This window comes from Agrococcus jejuensis (assembly GCF_007679035.1).
Classification (GTDB): domain Bacteria; phylum Actinomycetota; class Actinomycetes; order Actinomycetales; family Microbacteriaceae; genus Agrococcus; species Agrococcus jejuensis_A.
Genome location: NZ_VEFR01000002.1, coordinates 255,596 through 272,119, shown reverse-complemented (window position 1 = coordinate 272,119; position 16,524 = coordinate 255,596). Strand labels below are relative to the sequence as shown.

General features: G+C 73.0%; 12 protein-coding genes. 9 read left to right on the top strand and 3 right to left on the bottom strand.

The window, feature by feature from the left end:
• Positions 1 to 96: 96 nt before the first annotated feature.
• On the top strand, positions 97 to 2,580 hold the full coding sequence (locus tag FS793_RS08185) for an ATP-dependent Clp protease ATP-binding subunit (protein WP_144720017.1): 2,484 nt from the start codon (positions 97 to 99) through the stop codon (positions 2,578 to 2,580).
• A 546-nt stretch (positions 2,581 to 3,126) separates the two neighbouring features.
• Here FS793_RS08185 and FS793_RS08180 read toward each other — a convergent pair.
• The 3 genes from FS793_RS08180 to FS793_RS08170 form a co-directional block, all read right to left on the bottom strand.
• Positions 3,127 to 4,290 carry a S8 family serine peptidase gene (locus FS793_RS08180; RefSeq protein WP_186329396.1) on the bottom strand — a complete coding sequence of 388 codons (1,164 nt, stop codon included), beginning with the start codon at positions 4,288 to 4,290 and terminating at the stop codon, positions 3,127 to 3,129.
• Complete coding sequence (gene eccCa / locus FS793_RS08175; RefSeq protein WP_144720015.1) at positions 4,287 to 8,270, bottom strand: type VII secretion protein EccCa; 3,984 nt, start codon at positions 8,268 to 8,270, stop codon at positions 4,287 to 4,289. Before eccCa ends, FS793_RS08180 begins: the two co-directional genes overlap by 4 nt.
• Before the next feature lie 72 nt (positions 8,271 to 8,342).
• A complete protein-coding gene (locus tag FS793_RS08170) occupies positions 8,343 to 8,804 on the bottom strand; it encodes a hypothetical protein (protein WP_144720014.1) in 462 nt (153 codons plus the stop codon).
• Between the two features lie 126 nt (positions 8,805 to 8,930).
• Between FS793_RS08170 and eccD the strand changes: the two genes are divergently transcribed.
• The 8 genes from eccD to FS793_RS08130 all read left to right on the top strand — a co-directional run bounded on the left by eccD (position 8,931) and on the right by FS793_RS08130 (position 16,513).
• The gene (gene eccD / locus FS793_RS08165) at positions 8,931 to 10,367 is read left to right on the top strand and encodes a type VII secretion integral membrane protein EccD (protein WP_186329395.1); all 1,437 of its coding nucleotides are present in this window, start codon (positions 8,931 to 8,933) and stop codon (positions 10,365 to 10,367) included.
• A gap of 54 nt (positions 10,368 to 10,421) precedes the next feature.
• Positions 10,422 to 11,693 carry a type VII secretion protein EccB gene (eccB, locus tag FS793_RS08160; protein WP_144720012.1) on the top strand — a complete coding sequence of 424 codons (1,272 nt, stop codon included), beginning with the start codon at positions 10,422 to 10,424 and terminating at the stop codon, positions 11,691 to 11,693.
• A gap of 91 nt (positions 11,694 to 11,784) precedes the next feature.
• A complete protein-coding gene (locus tag FS793_RS08155) occupies positions 11,785 to 12,078 on the top strand; it encodes a hypothetical protein (RefSeq protein WP_144720011.1) in 294 nt (97 codons plus the stop codon).
• Positions 12,079 to 12,104: 26 nt separating this feature from the next.
• Entirely contained in the window at positions 12,105 to 12,389 is a 285-nt protein-coding gene (locus FS793_RS08150; protein ID WP_092503187.1) for a hypothetical protein, read from the top strand.
• Positions 12,390 to 12,451: 62 nt separating this feature from the next.
• A complete protein-coding gene (locus tag FS793_RS08145; RefSeq protein WP_144720010.1) occupies positions 12,452 to 12,784 on the top strand; it encodes a hypothetical protein in 333 nt (110 codons plus the stop codon).
• A 45-nt stretch (positions 12,785 to 12,829) separates the two neighbouring features.
• The gene (locus tag FS793_RS08140) at positions 12,830 to 15,808 is read left to right on the top strand and encodes a hypothetical protein (protein WP_144720009.1); all 2,979 of its coding nucleotides are present in this window, start codon (positions 12,830 to 12,832) and stop codon (positions 15,806 to 15,808) included.
• The gene (locus tag FS793_RS08135; protein WP_144720008.1) at positions 15,805 to 16,206 is read left to right on the top strand and encodes a YbaB/EbfC family nucleoid-associated protein; all 402 of its coding nucleotides are present in this window, start codon (positions 15,805 to 15,807) and stop codon (positions 16,204 to 16,206) included. The genes FS793_RS08140 and FS793_RS08135 overlap by 4 nt, the downstream gene beginning before the upstream one ends.
• Positions 16,196 to 16,513: a hypothetical protein gene (locus FS793_RS08130; RefSeq protein WP_144720007.1), complete on the top strand. Its 318-nt coding sequence runs from the start codon at positions 16,196 to 16,198 to the stop codon at positions 16,511 to 16,513. Before FS793_RS08135 ends, FS793_RS08130 begins: the two co-directional genes overlap by 11 nt.
• Positions 16,514 to 16,524 lie beyond the last annotated feature (11 nt).

Here is a 16,524-nt window from a genome sequence, read left to right as displayed (position 1 = left end):
CCGGCTCGTCGGCGCCGCACGCCATGCCGACAGCGAACAGGCCGCCGCGGCGCCCGCGTTCGGTCTAGCCTCGATCTCAACGTCAGGAGGCATGCGATGTTCGAACGGTTCACCGATCGCGCCCGCCGTGTGGTCGTCCTCGCCCAAGAAGAGGCGAAGATGCTCAACCACAACTACATCGGCACCGAGCACATCCTGCTCGGCCTCATCCACGAGGGAGAGGGCATCGCCGCGAAGGCCCTCGAGCAGCTCGGGATCTCGCTCGACGCGGTGCGCGAGCAGGTGCAGGACATCATCGGCACCGGTGCGCAGCAGTCGAGCGGCCACATCCCCTTCACGCCTCGTGCGAAGAAGGTGCTCGAGCTGTCGCTGCGCGAGGCGCTGCAGCTCGGCCACAACTACATCGGCACCGAGCACGTGCTCCTCGGCCTCATCCGCGAGGGCGAGGGCGTCGCGGCGCAGGTGCTCGTGAAGCTGGGCGCCGACCTCAACCGCGTGCGCCAGACCGTGAACCAGCTGCTCTCGGGCACGCAGTCGCGCGAGTCGACCACGGTCGGCGGCGAGACGCAGCAGCAGGGTGGCGACCAGAAGGGGTCGCAGATCCTCGACCAGTTCGGTCGCAACCTCACGCAGGCTGCGCGCGACGGCAAGCTCGACCCCGTCATCGGGCGCGAGAAGGAGATCGAGCGGGTCATGCAGATCCTCTCGCGCCGGTCGAAGAACAACCCCGTCCTCATCGGCGAGCCCGGCGTCGGCAAGACCGCCGTCGTCGAGGGCCTCGCGCAGGCGATCGTCAAGGGCGAGGTGCCCGAGACGCTCAAGGACAAGCAGGTCTACACGCTCGACCTCGGCTCGCTCATCGCCGGCTCCCGCTACCGCGGCGACTTCGAGGAGCGCCTCAAGAAGGTGACGAAGGAGATCCGCACGCGCGGCGACATCATCACCTTCATCGACGAGATCCACACGCTCGTCGGCGCGGGTGCCGCGGAGGGTGCGATCGACGCCGCCAACATCCTCAAGCCGCTGCTGGCTCGTGGCGAGCTGCAGACGATCGGCGCCACGACGCTCGACGAGTACCGCAAGCACTTCGAGAAGGATGCTGCGCTCGAGCGCCGCTTCCAGCCGATCCAGGTGAACGAGCCGTCGGTCGCCCACACGATCAACATCCTCAAGGGCCTGCGCGACCGCTACGAGTCGCACCACAAGGTCACGATCACCGACGGCGCGCTCGTCGCGGCGGCGAACCTCGCCGACCGCTACGTGCAGGACCGCTTCCTGCCCGACAAGGCCATCGACCTGATCGACGAGGGCGGCGCACGCCTGCGCCTGTCGATCCTGTCGGCGCCGCCGGAGCTGCGCGAGTTCGACGAGAAGATCGCCGACGTGCGCATGCGCAAGGAGCGCGCGATCGAGGACCAGGACTTCGAGGGCGCCGCACGGCTGCGCGACGAGGAGAAGAACCTCCTCGGCGAGCGCCTGCGCCTCGAGAAGCAGTGGCGCTCGGGCGACGGCGGCCCCACGGGCACGCTCGACGAGGGCATCATCGCCGAGGTGCTGGCGAACGCGACCGGCATCCCCGTCTTCAAGCTCACCGAGGAGGAGTCCGCTCGCCTCGTGTTCATGGAGAAGGCGCTGCACGAGCGCGTCATCGGCCAGGACGAGGCCATCGGAGTGCTGGCGAAGTCGATCCGACGCCAGCGCGCCGGCCTCAAGGACCCGCGTCGTCCCGGCGGATCGTTCATCTTCGCCGGCCCCACGGGCGTCGGCAAGACCGAGCTCGCCAAGGCGCTCGCCGAGTTCCTGTTCGACGACGAGGACGCCCTCATCTCGCTCGACATGTCGGAGTACAGCGAGAAGCACACGGTCTCGCGCCTCTTCGGCGCCCCTCCCGGGTTCGTCGGCTACGACGAGGGCGGTCAGCTCACCGAGAAGGTGCGCCGCAAGCCGTTCTCGGTCGTGCTGTTCGACGAGATCGAGAAGGCGCACGCCGACATCTTCAACTCGCTGCTGCAGATCCTCGAGGAGGGTCGTCTCACCGATGGTCAGGGTCGCGTCGTCGACTTCAAGAACACGATCATCATCATGACGACGAACCTCGGCACGAAGGACATCGCCGGCGGCCCCGTGGGCTTCGTCCTCGAGGGCAACAGCGCCAACGACTACGACCGCATGCGGGCGAAGGTCAACGAGGAGCTGAAGAAGTCCTTCCGCCCCGAGTTCCTCAACCGCGTCGACGAGACGATCGTGTTCCCGCAGCTCACGCCGCAGGAGCTGCTGCAGATCGTCGACCTGTTCGTGAAGCGTCTCGCAGACCGCATGATGGACCGCGACATGACGATCGAGCTGGCGACGCCCGCGAAGGAGCGCCTCATCCACCTCGGCTACGACCCGGCGCTCGGCGCCCGCCCGCTGCGGCGCGCGGTGCAGCACGAGATCGAGGACGTGCTGAGCGAGAAGATCCTGCACGGCGAGCTGAACGCGGGCGCCCACGTGCTCGTGGACTTCGTCGACGGCAAGTTCGAGTTCTCGGTCGACGACAAGCGCGGCGCCGCGGAGGCCGTGGAGGCCGCCGCGAGCTGACGCTCGGCCTCGCCGTCACGACGCCGCCGCATCCATCGGATGCGGGGGCGTCGTCGTCCCTACCGGCTGATCGAGACCGCGTGACGTGCCCGCTCGGCGCGACCATGCGCGTGCCTGGGCAGGAGCGGCGGTCGCGTGGTCTCGTGACGCGTGCTCGCCCTTCGGGCCCGCGCGCTCCTCGACCGGCTGGAGGGGAGCCGCTGCCAGCGTGCGGGGATGCCGTCCTTCCAGCTGGTCGAGGAGGCCCCGAGCGCAGCGAGGAGCCGTCACGAGACCTCGTGACGTGCCCGCTCGGCGCGACCATCTGCGTGATCGGGCGGGAGCGGCGGTCGCGTGGTCTCGTGACGCGTGCTCGCCCTTCGGGCTCGCGCGCTCCTCGACCGGCTGGAGGGGGAGCCGCTCCTCTCGCGCCTTCCTCGACCGCCTTCCTGGACCGCCCCGGTTCGGGGATGCCGTCCTTCCAGCTGGTCGAGGAGGCCCGGAGCGCAGCGAGGAGCCGTCACGAGACCTGACGTGCCCGCCCGAGGCGACCAGTTGCTGGGGGAGTCAGGCCTCGCCTGCACGCCTCCGGCGCACCGACACGATGCCGAGCACGGGGCCGAGCACCGCGACGGCGGCGGCGAGCAGGCCGATGCCGATGAGCAGCGCCAGGTCGATCGGCCGCTCGTCGGGCTCGGCGGGCATGTCGAGCACGGGCGCATCGCCCGAGGCGACCGCGACCGAGTCGGGATCGAGGCGGGAGACGGCGGCCACGGGGTCGACGACGCCGTGGCCGATCGACGGGTCGCTCGTCATGCCCTCGGCGAGCGGCGCCGTCGACGGGTCGGCCGTCGCCATGAGGCGGTCGGCGACCTCGGCGGCCGTGAGCTCCGGTCGCTCGGCGCGCACGAGCGCAGCAGCGCCCGCGGCGTAGGCGACCGACAGGTCGGCCTCGGCGCCCGTCACGTGGCCGGCTCCGTCGGGCACGGCGCCCACGAGCCCGCCGGAGGGTGCTGCGAGATCGGGCACGGCACCCAGCTGGGCCGGGTCGGTGCCGCCGTCCTCGTCGAGCGGTGCCACCGACAGCACGCCGTCGAGGCTCGCCGGGAAGGCGAGGGCGTCGGTCGTGGGGGCGCTGGCGGCGGCGACGACGAGCACGTCGGCCGCGACCGCCGCCTGCACGGCCTGCTCGAGCTCTGCCGAGCTCGACGACGACGTGAGCGGCATCGCGATGACGCGCGCGCCACCCTCGACCGCCGCCGTGATGCCGCGGGCGAGGAGGGCGGGGAGCTCGGACGTGAACATGAGGTCGTCGGGGTCGTTCGTGATGCGCACCGGCAGGATCGTCGCGCCCGGCGCGATGCCGGCGAACGCGGTGCCCTCGAGCGGCTGCCCTGCGATGAGCGAGGCGACGAACGTGCCGCGCCCGTAGCAGTCGACGTCGCCGGTGCCGCCCGCGAGGTCGGTGCCGGGGAGGACGACGCCCTGCAGGGAGGCGGATGCTGCGCTGACGCCGGTGTCGAGCACGGCCACGACGACGTCGCCCGTCGAGCGCGGCCAGGCGCGCTCGGCACCCATGCGCTGCTGCCCCCACGAGGGGGCCTCGATGACGGGCGACCCTGCCGTCGCCGCGCACGACGCGACGGCGGGCGTCGCGCTCGCGGCGGGCAGCAGCACGCTCGCGACGACCGCGAGCGTCGATGCTGCGGCGACGAGCCTCGCGCGCCTCATGCCACCGGCTCCGTCCATCCGATCTGCAGGCCCTCGCCGCCGCGCCGCGTGAGCAGCGCCGCTCGGCCCGGAGGCAGCGGCTTGCCGCGACCCGGCGTGAACGTGAGGGGCTCGGACGCCGGCAGCGACAGCGTGAGCTCGGGGGTGTTGGACTCGTGCAGCCTGCGGATCACCGCATCCATCGCCGTCCTGCTCGATCCTGCGCCCGCACGGGCGAGGATGAGGTGCAGGCCGATGTCGCCCGCCTGCGGGATCAGCTCGACGAGGGGCGCGAGCGGCCCGCCCATCGTGCCCAGCAGCAGGTCGTAGTCGTCGACGAACACGAAGTGCTCGGGACCGCTCCACCAGTCGCGTCGGCGCAGCTGCGCCGGCGTGACGTCGGCGCTCGGCACGCGCTCGCGCAGCTCCGTCATGAGCCGCGCGACGACCTGCTCGGTCGCCGACGTCGAGAACGCGGTGGCGAACTGGTACGCCTCGGGCACCGACTCGACGACGCCGCGACGCGGGTCGATGACGGTGATGCGCGCGTCGTCGGCCGAGTAGGCGCCGACGACGCCGCTCGCGATGAGGCGCATCGCGCCCGTCTTGCCGCTCGCCGAGTCGCCGACGATGCTGAGGTGCGGCTTCGCGGCGAAGTCGTGCCACACCGGCTGGAGGTCCTGCTCGCCGTGGCCGATCGCGATGCGCGGACCGGGTGCCGTCGGGGCGGGCAGCAGTGCCGCGTCGAGCACGGCGGGCAGCATGCGCACCCCGGGCGCCACGGGGCCGGTCCAGCCCTCGCGCACGGCGTCGCCGAGGTCGCGCGAGGCCGCGGCGAGTCCGTCGACGGTCGTCGCGCCGTCGATGCGCGGCACGCCGGCGAGGAAGTGCATGCCGTCGGCGTCGATGCCGCGACCCGGCAGCTGCGGCACGGTGGCGGCCTTGCGCATGCCGTGCACCGAGTCGATCGGGTCGCCGAGCTTCAGCTCGACGCGCGTGCCGAGCTGATCGCGCAGCGAGCTGTGCACGTCGGTCCAGCGGTTCGTCGAGATCATGACGTGCACGCCGTACGCGAGGCCCTGACGTGCGATCTCGCGCAGCGCCATGTCGTGCTGCTCGAACTCGGCGCGCAGCGCGGCCCATCCGTCGACCACGAGGAAGACGTCGCCGAACTGCTGCTCGGCGAACTCGCCGGCCGCGCGGCGAGCACGGTACTCGGCCATCCCCTCGAGCGACGCGTCGGTGAAGAGCTGCTCGCGCTCGCGCAGCAGCGTGCTGACCTCGGCGATCGTGCGAGCGACCTGCTCGCCCTGGCGCCGGGTGGCGACGCTGCCGACATGGGGCAGCGACTCGAGCGTCGAGAGGCCGCCGCCGCCGAAGTCGATGCAGTAGACCTGCACCTCGGCGGGCGTGTGCGTGAGGGCGAGGGCGCTCACCATCGTGCGCAGCATCGTCGTCTTGCCCGACTGCGGGCCGCCGGCCACGCCGACGTTGCCGCCCGCGCCCGCGAGGTCGATCTCGTACAGCTCGCGCGTCTGCTCGTAGGGCTTGTCGACGACGCCGATCGGCACGCTGAGGTGCCCGGATCCCGTCCAGCCGATCGCGTGCAGGCCGCGATCGGGGTCGGGCAGCAGCGGCGGCAGCAGCTGGTCGAGCGTGGGCGGGTCGGCGAGTGGCGGCAGCCACACCTGATGCGCCGGCGGGCCGAAGCCCACGAGCCGGTCGACGATCATGCCCATGACGGTCTCGTCGGGCGACGGCTCGGCCGCAGCGGGCAGCGGCGCGACGACCGCATCCTCGAGGGCGGGCTGCAGGCCCTCCTCGATCGCGGGCGGTGCGACGCGCTCGGCGCGGAACAGCACGACCTGCTGGCGCACCTCCTCCTGGCGCTGCTCGCGCGTGCGACGCCGGTAGGCACCCGAGACGTACGCGGCCTTGAAGCGCGTGAGGGTCGCGACGTCGCTGCGCAGGAAGCCGTTGCCCGGCGCGTTCGGCAGCTGGTGCGCATCGGGCACGCCGATGACGCTGCGGCTCTCCATCGCCGAGAACGTGCGCAGGCCGATGCGGTACGAGAGGTGGCTCTCGAGCTTCGTCATGCGGCCGTCCTCGAGGCGCTGGCTCGCGAGCAGCAGGTGCACGCCGAGGGAGCGTCCGAGGCGGCCGATCATGACGAAGAGCTCGGCGAAGTCGGGGTTGGAGGCGAGCAGCTCGCTGAACTCGTCGACGATGACGAACAGCGTCGGCATCGCCTCGAGCGGCGCGCCCGCGAGGCGGGCCTTCTCGTGCTCGAGCAGCGACGAGTAGTTGCCGGCCGCGCGCAGGTACTCCTGGCGGCGGTTCAGCTCGCCGGCGAGCGCATCCTGCATGCGGGTCACGAGCGTCGCCTCGTCGGCGAGGTTCGTGATGAGTGCCGACACGTGCGGCAGCTCGTCGAGGCCGAGGAAGGTCGCGCCGCCCTTGAAGTCGACGAGCACGAAGTTCAGCGTCTCCGACGAGTGCGTCATCGCCATGCCGAGCACGAGCGTGCGCAGCAGCTCGGACTTGCCCGATCCCGTCGCGCCGATGAGCAGGCCGTGGGGGCCCATGCCGCCCTGCGCGGCCTCCTTGATGTCGAGGTCCACGGGGTGCCCGCGCTCGTCGACGCCCAGCGGGATGCGCAGGCGCGAGCGGTCGAGCTGCTCGCGCATGAAGCCCTCGGGGCTCCAGCGGTCGACGTCGTCGATCCCCAGCAGCGTCGGCAGCTCGAAGTCCGAGACCATCGGCTCGCTCGCATCCGCCGACCGGCTGCCGACGCGGTAGGGCGCGATGACGCGCACGAGCGCGGTCGCCGCCGCGAGGCTCAGCCCGTCGGGCGTGCACAGGACCGTGCGCTGCACGCCCTCGGTGCGGTCGGTGCGCAGCATGTGCACCGCGTCGGGCCGCACGTCGAGCAGCAGGCCCGACGTGTCGGTCTCGTCGACCTCGATGCCGAGCGTCAGGGTGGTCGTGCAGCGGTATCCGGCGGATGCGATCCGCGAGCCCGTCGGCGGCGCGATGCCGTCGAAGACGACGAGGTGGTACGGCTCGTCGGCCGTGGGGGAGGCGCCGGGCTCGAAGCGCGATCGGCCGTTGAGGTCGCCGTCGAGCAGCTCGACGAAGTCGGCGACGTCGACGTCGAACAGGCGCGTCGATCCGGCGCCGTCCTGGCTGCTGGGGTGCTGCGCGTGCGGCAGCCATTTCACCCAGTCCCAGTCGGCGGCGCGCTCGGGCGTGGTGCACACCGCGATGCGCAGCTCGTCGGGCGCGTGCGCCGTCACGGCCTGCGCGATCATCGCGCGCACCATCGCCCGTGCGGCGTCGTCGTCGCCCATGAGGCGGATGTCGGCGAGGCGTCGCAGGAACAGCGAGACGGGCAGCTGCGGCACCGAGCCGTGCACGGCGATGAAGCGGCGCAGGGCGCGAGCGGAGAGCGGCTCGAGATCGGCGATCGGCTTCGTCGACAGCGGGGTGATGCGCTGGCTGAGGCTGTGCGAGCCCGTGCCGATGCGCACCTCGCCGAAGTCGCCGTGGCTGCCGCGCCGCTCCCAGAGCCGCGCGGTCATCGCCACGTTCGACAGCGACGCCGGGTCGGGGTGCCGCCAGGTGAGCGAGGCGCGCTGCTGCGATGCGGCGCCGCGCACCTTCGTGCGCATCTGCGCGAGGTAGCGCATGAAGTCGCGGCGATCGCCGCGCACGGTGCTCCGGCGCTCGGCGGCGGCGCGCGTGAGCTGCACGAGCACCATCAGCACGGCGAGGCCGAGCATGCCGAGGAAGAGGCCGACGGCGAGCGCCGGGTTCCGCTGACCCAGGAAGACGAGCATCATGACGCCGCTGATGAGCATCATCGGCACCATCATCAGCATCATGAGCGGATCCTTCGGCTGCAGCTCGGGCAGCGAGGGCGGCTCCTGCAGCTCGATGTCGCCGGAGGGCATCTCGGGCGGCTTCGCCCGCTGCTGCCTGCGGAAGGGGATGGTGCTCATCTCGGCTCTCCTCGATGGATGCGTCACCGTGAGCACGCGCGGCACCCCCTCGAGGGGTTCACCGGGGTCGGTTCAGGAGTAGCCCTGAGGCCCGATGGTCGGCGCGAGCGGGACGCGGACCTCGCGGTACTCGGGCAGGCGCACGCGACGCAGCGCGGCCGTGTTGCGGCGGCCGCCCCACCACAGGCCCATCCCATCGTCGAGCTCGATCCATCGGTCGCGCCCAGCGATGGGGAGCAGCCGCCATCGGTAGGAGATCGAGACGTCGACCAACGTGTCTGCTGAGCGGGCGAGCGCGATGAGCTCGGGGCCCGTGCGATCGAGCTCGATCATCTCCCGATGCCAGTCGTAGACGTTGCGGATCTCCACCCACGCGATCGCGAGGCCGAGCGAGACGCGCAGCAGCACGCCGGACCGCATGCCGCGAAGCTCGATGTCGAGGCCGTCGCCACCGCCCTCGACGACCTCGAGGAGCACGGTCGAGGGCAGCGCGGCGCGCATGCGCTCGAGCGTGACGGACACGGGCGGGGTCATGCATCGATGGTCGCCGGCTCGGAGCCCGACGCAGCTGGCCCTGCCAGCGCTCGGGCGCCCGCCGGACCGGTGAACCCTCCATGCGCCGCGGCGCGTGTGCCTGGCATGACGACGCTCGAACAGCGCATGGAGAGCAGCCCGATCCCGGCAGGCGGCCGGTCGCAGTCGGCAGAGCCTGCGGTCACGGCCCCGGCCGGCGCCGGCGACATGTGCCGGCTGAGCGTCGTGGGCCCCACCTCGCGGGTGGAGCTCGCCGTGCCCTCGCACATCCCCATCGCCGAGCTGCTGCCGACGATCGTCGGCCACCTCGACCCCGTGCTCGCCACCCGCGGCCTCGACCACGGCGGCTGGGTGCTGCAGCGGCTCGGGCATCCGCCGCTCGACGAGGACCTCGGCACCGCCGCAGCGGGCCTGCTCGACGGCGACGTGCTCTATCTGCGGCCGCGCACCGGCGCGCTCGCGCAGGCGCAGTACGACGACCTCGTCGACGGCGTGCAGTCGGTGCTCGACGCGCGCGAGGACACGTGGGACGCGACCTGGACGCGCCGCGCCGCGCTCGCCGCCGGCGCCGTCGCATGCCTCGCCGCCGTCGCAGCCGCCGCATCGACGGGGTCGGTCGCGCCGATCGTCGCAGGCTCGCTCGCACTCGTGCTGCTCGCAGCCGGCGCGCTGATCGGCAGGCTCTGGGACGACGCGATCGGCTCGCTGCTCATCGGCAGCGGCGTCGTCGGCGCCGCCGTCGCCGGTGCGGGACTGCCCGCCGCGCTCTTCCCCACCGCCGGCACCCCCGCGCTCGCCGCCGTCGCGATCGCCGCGGCCACGACCGGCGTCGCGGCGGGTGCCGCGGCCTACGCGCGCGGCGGCGTCCGCCCCGTGCTGCTCGCCGTGGCGGGCGCCGCGATCGTCACGGTGCTCGGACTCGCCGTGCCGCTCGTGCTGCGCCTGGAGCTCGTCGCGGGCGCCGCGATCGTCGTGCTCATCGCGCTCGCGGTCGCGCGCGGCATCCCCGGCCTCGCCGCCTGGGTCGGCGGTCTCGCCGTCGATCCCGTGCCGCTGTCGTCGAAGGAGTTCCAGACCGGCCTCGACGCCGTGCCCGCCGACGAGGTCGAGCGCAAGGCGACGATCGCGCAGGCGATGGCCACCGCGCTCTGGATGGCGTGGGCGACGGTGCTGTGCGCCGCGATGTGCGTGCTCGCCCTCGACACGCACTGGTCGGGCATCGCGCTCGCCGTCGCAGCGAGCGTCGGCGTGCTGCTGCAGGCGCGCGAGCTCCACGCGACGCTGCAGCGGGGCGCCGTGCTCGTCGCCGCGGCCATCCCGATCGTCGTGCTCGCCGTCGCCCAGGCCGGGCGGCTCGACACGCTGTGGCAGATCCTCATCGCCGCCGCGCTCGTGATCGTCGCCGCGAACGCATGCGTCGCGGCGCTGCTGCTGCCGCGCAAGCGACTCGCGCCCACCTGGGGCCGCGCGGGCGACGTCATGCACTGGATCTGCGCCATCGCCGTGCCTGCGCTCGCGCTCGCGGTCGTCGGCCTCTACGCGTGGGTCGCCGACCTCGTGTGAACCATCCACGGCGGTCCCGTCGTGGTCGAAGCGAAGGCAGGAAGGAGTCAGGGCATGTACGGCAGACGTGATCTCGTGGACGCGCACCTCTTCCTGCGCGGGCGCCTCTCGGCCGCGGTGCTGCGCTCGGACCCCGACGCGCCCGACCGTCCCCTGCGTCGCACGTCGACCGGCATGGGCATCGGCGTCGCCGTCGCGGCTGCCGCGCTCGTCGTCGTCGTCGTGCTCAACATCTTCCTGTTCACGACGAACGACGGCTGGCGCGACCAGCCGGGTGCGCTGCTCGTCGACGAGTCGACCGGCAGCCGCTACATGCTCATCGACGACACCCTGCACCCCGTCATGAACCTCGCGTCGGCCGCGCTCCTCGCCGGTGCTCCGCCCGCCGTCATCCAGGTGTCGAGCGACGACCTCGCATCGGTGCCGCGCGGGGAGGCCGTGGGCGTGCAGGGCCTGCCCGACGAGCTGCCCGGCGCGCAGCAGACGCCGCCCGAGTGGGCCGCCTGCGCGGCCGTCGAGGGCACGACCCTCGCGATCGGCGCCTCGACGAACGGCGAGCCGATCGCCGCGGACGAGGCCGTGCTCGTGACCGCCGACGGCGAGCTGTCGCTCGTCTGGCAGGGGATGCGCTCGCAGCTGCCGGGATCGTGGGCCGCACGCGCGATCGGCTTCGAGCCGAACGCGGCCGTGCAGGTGGAGGCCGCCTGGCTCGACACCATCCCGAGCGGCAGGGACCTCGACCTGTCGGCCCTCACGCTCGGCGGCGAGGGACCGGCGATCGCCGGCGAGCCGACGACGCTCGGTCAGGTCGTCGAGACCGACGACGGCGCCCGCTACGTCGTCACGCAGGACGGCCTCATGCCGATCACCGACACCGTCGCCGCACTCCTCACGACCGTGCCCGACCTGGGCCTGCCCGAGCCGCGCACCATCACGCCGCGCGACCTCGTCGCCACGACCGTCTCGGATCCCGCCGCATGGCAGGCGGAGCTGCCCCAGACGCCGCCGACGGCGATCGCCTCGGGCCTCGCGCCGTGCTCGGTGTGGGCCGACGGCGAGACGAGCGTCACGACCGTCGACGCCGCATCGCTCGCCGACTCGGCAGGCATCGTCGCCGTCGCGCCCGGCGCCGGCCACCTCGCGGCGACGGCCGCGGCCCCCGGCGTCAGCGGCGCCGGCCTCTACCTCGTGGCCGACGACGGCACGAAGTACCCCGTCGCCGACGCAGAGACCGCGGGAGCCCTCGGGCTCGACGCCTCCAGCTCCCCCGCCGTGCCGGCAGCGCTGCTCGCGCTGCTGCCGACGGGGCCCACGATCGCGACGTAGGACAGGAGCCCACCTTCGACGCACGCATCCAGACCCTGACCCCATCGACCGACACACGACCCTGACACACACGAACACGAAGGAGAACCTCATGGCAGAGCTCACCGGTTTCGAAGCGAACACCCTCCGACAGATCATCAGCCGCACGATGGAGCAGGTCTCCGCGATGGAGGCCGCCCGCGGCCGCGTCGAGGACTCGACCCAGACCATCGCGTCGGCTGCGCAGGCCCAGGCGGGCATGGTGCTCCGCCAGCGCCTCACCGAGTGGCAGAGCGAGTACAGCGACATCAAGAACAAGCTCGACATCCTCAACGGCCAGGTGCAGACGCTGCTGACCCAGCGCACCAACACCGACGACTCGACCGCGTCCAGCGCCGCGGCCTGACCCTCCCCTCCACGAAAGGAACCGACATGTCCTTCAACGTCGACCTCGTCCAGTTCGAGACGGCCAACCAGTCCCTCAACGCCTCGTGCCAGGAGGTGGAGCAGATCCTGCAGAACATCTACGACACCATCCGTCCGATGGGCGAGGCCCAGTGGGGTCGTTCGCTGCCTGTGTGGGGCGAGCTGCAGCAGCGCTGGAACACCGAGTACACCGAGGTCCAGCAGGCGGGCGTCAACATCAAGAACGCCGCCGTGCGCGTGCGCGAGGAGTTCTTCGACGGCGACGTGCGAGGCGCAGCCGTCTTCAGCTGACGTCGACGGGGTGCCCGCGAGCTCGCGGGCACCCCGTGATCGCTTCGAGAGAGGAGAACCCCATGGCAGACGAAGGCACGCGAGTCGCGTTCGACCGTGAGCAGTACCGCAAGGTGCAGCAGCTCGTCACGGACGTCGAGCGCACGAACGACGACGCCCTCTACGGCACCGACGGCTACGCCATCGGCTCGGACCTGCGGGCGCAGCCCGCGGAGGCCCGCTGGGAGGTCGCCGTGCAGGTCGGCAACGACGTGTCGGCCCTGGCAGGCCAGGTGCGCACGTTCACCGACACCTTCACCGACAAGACGCTCCCCACCTTCCGCGACCAGCTGGAGAAGGCGGAGAGGCTCTTCGAGGAGACCGACGACCTGAGCGTCGCCGACGCCCAGGCCTGACGGCCACACCCATCAGCACGAACCCCCTGCGCACGAGGAGACGACATGGCCGACGACGAGACGACCGGCTCGGGCGACCACGGAGCCTCGGGCGGAGGGGGTTCGTCGACGGGGTCGACCGCGACGGGCGACATGGCGCTCGAGGCACTGCTCGGCCTCGTGACCGGCGTGCCCGACAGCGGGCTCGCTGCAGTGCTCGAGCAGCTGCAGGACCCCACGAGGGGTTGGCTCACCGGCACGCGGGGCGGCCCTGGCCGCGACGCCTGGTCACCGAACTGGGTGCGCGGGTACTTCCACTACAAGGACGACGTCCGCAGCCTCGAGCTCATCAACAATCCGAGCGCAGCGCCGGACTTCTCGGACGCCTACGAGGCGTTGCTCCGCAACATCCGGATGATCCACGAGGACGATGCGCCCGGCCTCAGCGCCAGGCGCACCGACACGGCAGCAGCGCTCTTCGCGAACTTCGCGACGGTCACCGGCCAGAACGCCGAGCAGATCTCGGCGCTCGCGACGTCGCTCGGCGCCGACGACTCGTCGATCCGCGGCTCCGCCGCGGCCGCGCTGCTGGCGCAGCTCACCGCGCAGCAGAAGTCGCTCGAGGCCATGCACCGTCAGCTCACCGACGACGGCGGCGTCGCTGCCTCCCTCGAGACGGTCGCCGAGGCGGTGCGCACCTTCAACACGTCGGTCGTGAGCACGTGGAACGCGCACGGCCCCGCGATGGGGCACCTGCCCGGGCAGGCCAGGGCTGCCGTCATCGACGACATCTGGACGTACGTCATGGATGCCGACAGCGTGTGGCGCGCAGAGCACGGTGCGGGCATGTCCCAGGAGCGCGCGAAGAGCGTGTACGCCTCGTACACGTGGGGGAACCGGGGCGGCAACGCGCCCGAGGGGTTCACGGGCGTCAGCGGCGACCTGCACAGCGAGGCGACCTTCGGTGCCATCAACCGCGCGATCTCGCAGTCGGTGCGTGACGTCCTGGCGACGATGGCCGGCGAGGTCTTCGCCGCGCAGCAGAAGCTCGAGACGACGATGCGCACATCGTTGCGCGCGCTCAAGAACATGCAGGACCCCACCGCGATGGTCGAGGACACGTCGGCCGACTACGACGGCGGCGGCGCTGGCGGTGACGGACCCGGCGGCGGCGGCGACATGCCCGACTGGGATGAGATCTTCGGCGATGGCCCGGGCGGCGGTGGCGCCGGCGGTGACGGGCCCGGTGGCGGTGGTGCCGGCGACTTCGGTGGCGGCGGTGGCGCTGGGGACTTCGGTGGTGGTGGCGGTGCCGGGGACTTCGGTGGTGGTGGCGGTGCCGGCGACTTCGGCGGTGGTGGCGGTGCCGGCGACTTCGGTGGTGGCGGCGGTGCCGGCGACTTCGGTGGTGGCGGTGGCGCCGGGCAGTTCGGCGGCGGTGGCGGCGCAGGGGACTTCGGCGGCGGCGGTGGCGCCGGGGAGTTCGGCGGTGGCGGCGGTGCCGGGCAGTTCGGCGGCGGTGCGGGCGACTTCGGCGGGGGTGGTGCCGGGCAGTTCGGCGGTGGTGGTGGCCTCGGCGCAGACGGCCTCGGCGGCGACGGCAGCGGATCGTGGTCGGCTGAGGACGGCGGCGGCGCGGGCGCGGGCGGCGGCGCGGGCGTGGTCGGCGGTGCGGGCGCCAGCGGCGGTGGCTTCGGCGCATCGCGCGGCCAGAGCGGCGGCTCGAACGGACAGGGCGGCGGATCGGGCTCGACCGACCGGGACGACGGCGGCGCGGGCGCGGCCGGCGGCGACGTCGCGATGCCCGACCTCGAGGACCCGAACGACGCATTCTCCGACCTCACGTCGCCCTCGGAGGATGGCGGCGGCGCCGGTGCGATCGGCGGCGGGGTCGGTGGTGGGCTCGGGGAGCAGGGAGAGACCGCGACGGTCGGCGCTGGCGGCGCGGGCGCATCCGGCGGCTCCAGCTGGGCGCCTCCCGGCGGCATCGGCGGCGACGGCGTGCTCGCCCCCGACGGCTCCGGCGCCGGCGGACAGGACGACGGTGCTGGTTCGGGCTTCGGCGGCTCTGGTGCCGGCGGTGGTGGGCTCGGCTCCGACTGGGGTGGCGCTGGCGCCGGTGTCGACGGTGCTGGTTCGGGCTTCGGCGGCTCTGGTGCCGGCGGTGGTGGGCTCGGCTCCGACTGGGGTGGCGCTGGCGCCGGTGTCGACGGTGCTGGTTCGGGCTTCGGCGGTTCGGGTGCCGGCGGTGGTGGGCTCGGCTCCGACTGGGGTGGCGCTGGCGCCGGTGTCGACGGTGCTGGTTCGGGCTTCGGCGGTTCGGGTGCCGGCGGTGGTGGGCTCGGCTCCGACTGGGGTGGCGCCGGTGCCGGCGGCGACGACGGGTTCGGTGCAGGCGGCGGCGTCGGCGGTGGCTGGTCGGGCGCTGGCGCCGCCTCCGAATGGGACGACTTCGCAGCCGGCGGCGGCGCGGGCAGCGGCAGCGGCGACTCGTCGTTCGCGGGCGCCGGAGGCGGCGGCGCCACCCCTGGCGGTGGTGGCGCCGTGGCCGGGATGCCTGCGAGCGAGCTCGGCGGCGCAGGTGGCGGTGGCGGCGCGTTCGGCGCGGCGGGCGGCTCCGCCGCCGGTGGCAGCGACGCATTCGGTGCCAGTGGTGCGGGGCGCGACGACGGCGGCGTCTTCGGCGCGGGTGGCGGTGCCGGCAACGGCCTCGGAGCCGGCGCCGGCGGTGGTGCGAACGGCGGCGTGGCCGGTGGCGGCATGGGTGGCGGCGGCGGCATGCCGATGGCCCCCATGGCGCCGGGCTCGCAGGGTGCGAAGGACCGCGATCGCGAGCGCAACACCTGGCTCGCCGAGGACGAGGACGTGTGGGGCACGACGAACGCCGACGGGAACGGCGTCATCGGTCTCGGCGAGGAGCGCGAGCCGGTGCAGCCGGCCCACGTGCCTGCGGGCGTGGCCGGAGGCCGCGCACCCGAGGCGAAGCGGCGTGCCGAGCCCGGCGCGGCGGAGCAGGCTGCGGCATCGCAGCAGGAGGGAGCATGATGCAGCTCACCGGAGACGACATCGAGCAGATGATGGCCGAGGTGCGCCAGACGCACGCCGACCTCGCCGAGCGTGCCGCCGAGGTCGACGCGCTCACGGCGACCGCGACGTCGAAGGATCGCGTGCTGAGCGCGACGGTCGACGCCCAGGGCGTGCTCACCGAGCTGAAGATCACCGGGCAGTCCTGGCGCGAGCTCGCGCCGAAGGAGCTGTGCTCGAAGATCGTCGCGATCGTGGCGCAGGCGCAGGACGACGTGCGGGAGCAGGGTCGAGCGCTGCTCGGCGACGGCGCACCCGAGGGTCTCGATCCCATGGCGGGTCTGCCCTCGGCCGACGAGATGACCTCGATGATGCAGGGGCTCGTCGAGCAGCTCGGGGAGGTGCGCCATGAGCGGTGACCGCTTCGCCGCCGATCCCGATCGCCTGCGCCAGAGCGCACAGCGACTGCGCGCGCTGCAGAGCCGTGTGCAGGGGCTCTCGTCGACGGTCGACCAGCTCGCATCCCGGTATCCGAACGCCGCGGGCGACGGCGACTTCAAGGAGTCGTACGACACGAACTACGTGCCGGCCTCCACCGCTGCCAAGGAGTTCATGGCGCAGCTGTCCACGTCGGTCGAGGAGATCGCGCAGGACACCACGACCGTCGCGCGCGAGCTCGCCGACACCGAGGACACGGCGACCCGCGAGAGCCGGCACCAGATGTAGCCGGGCTCGGG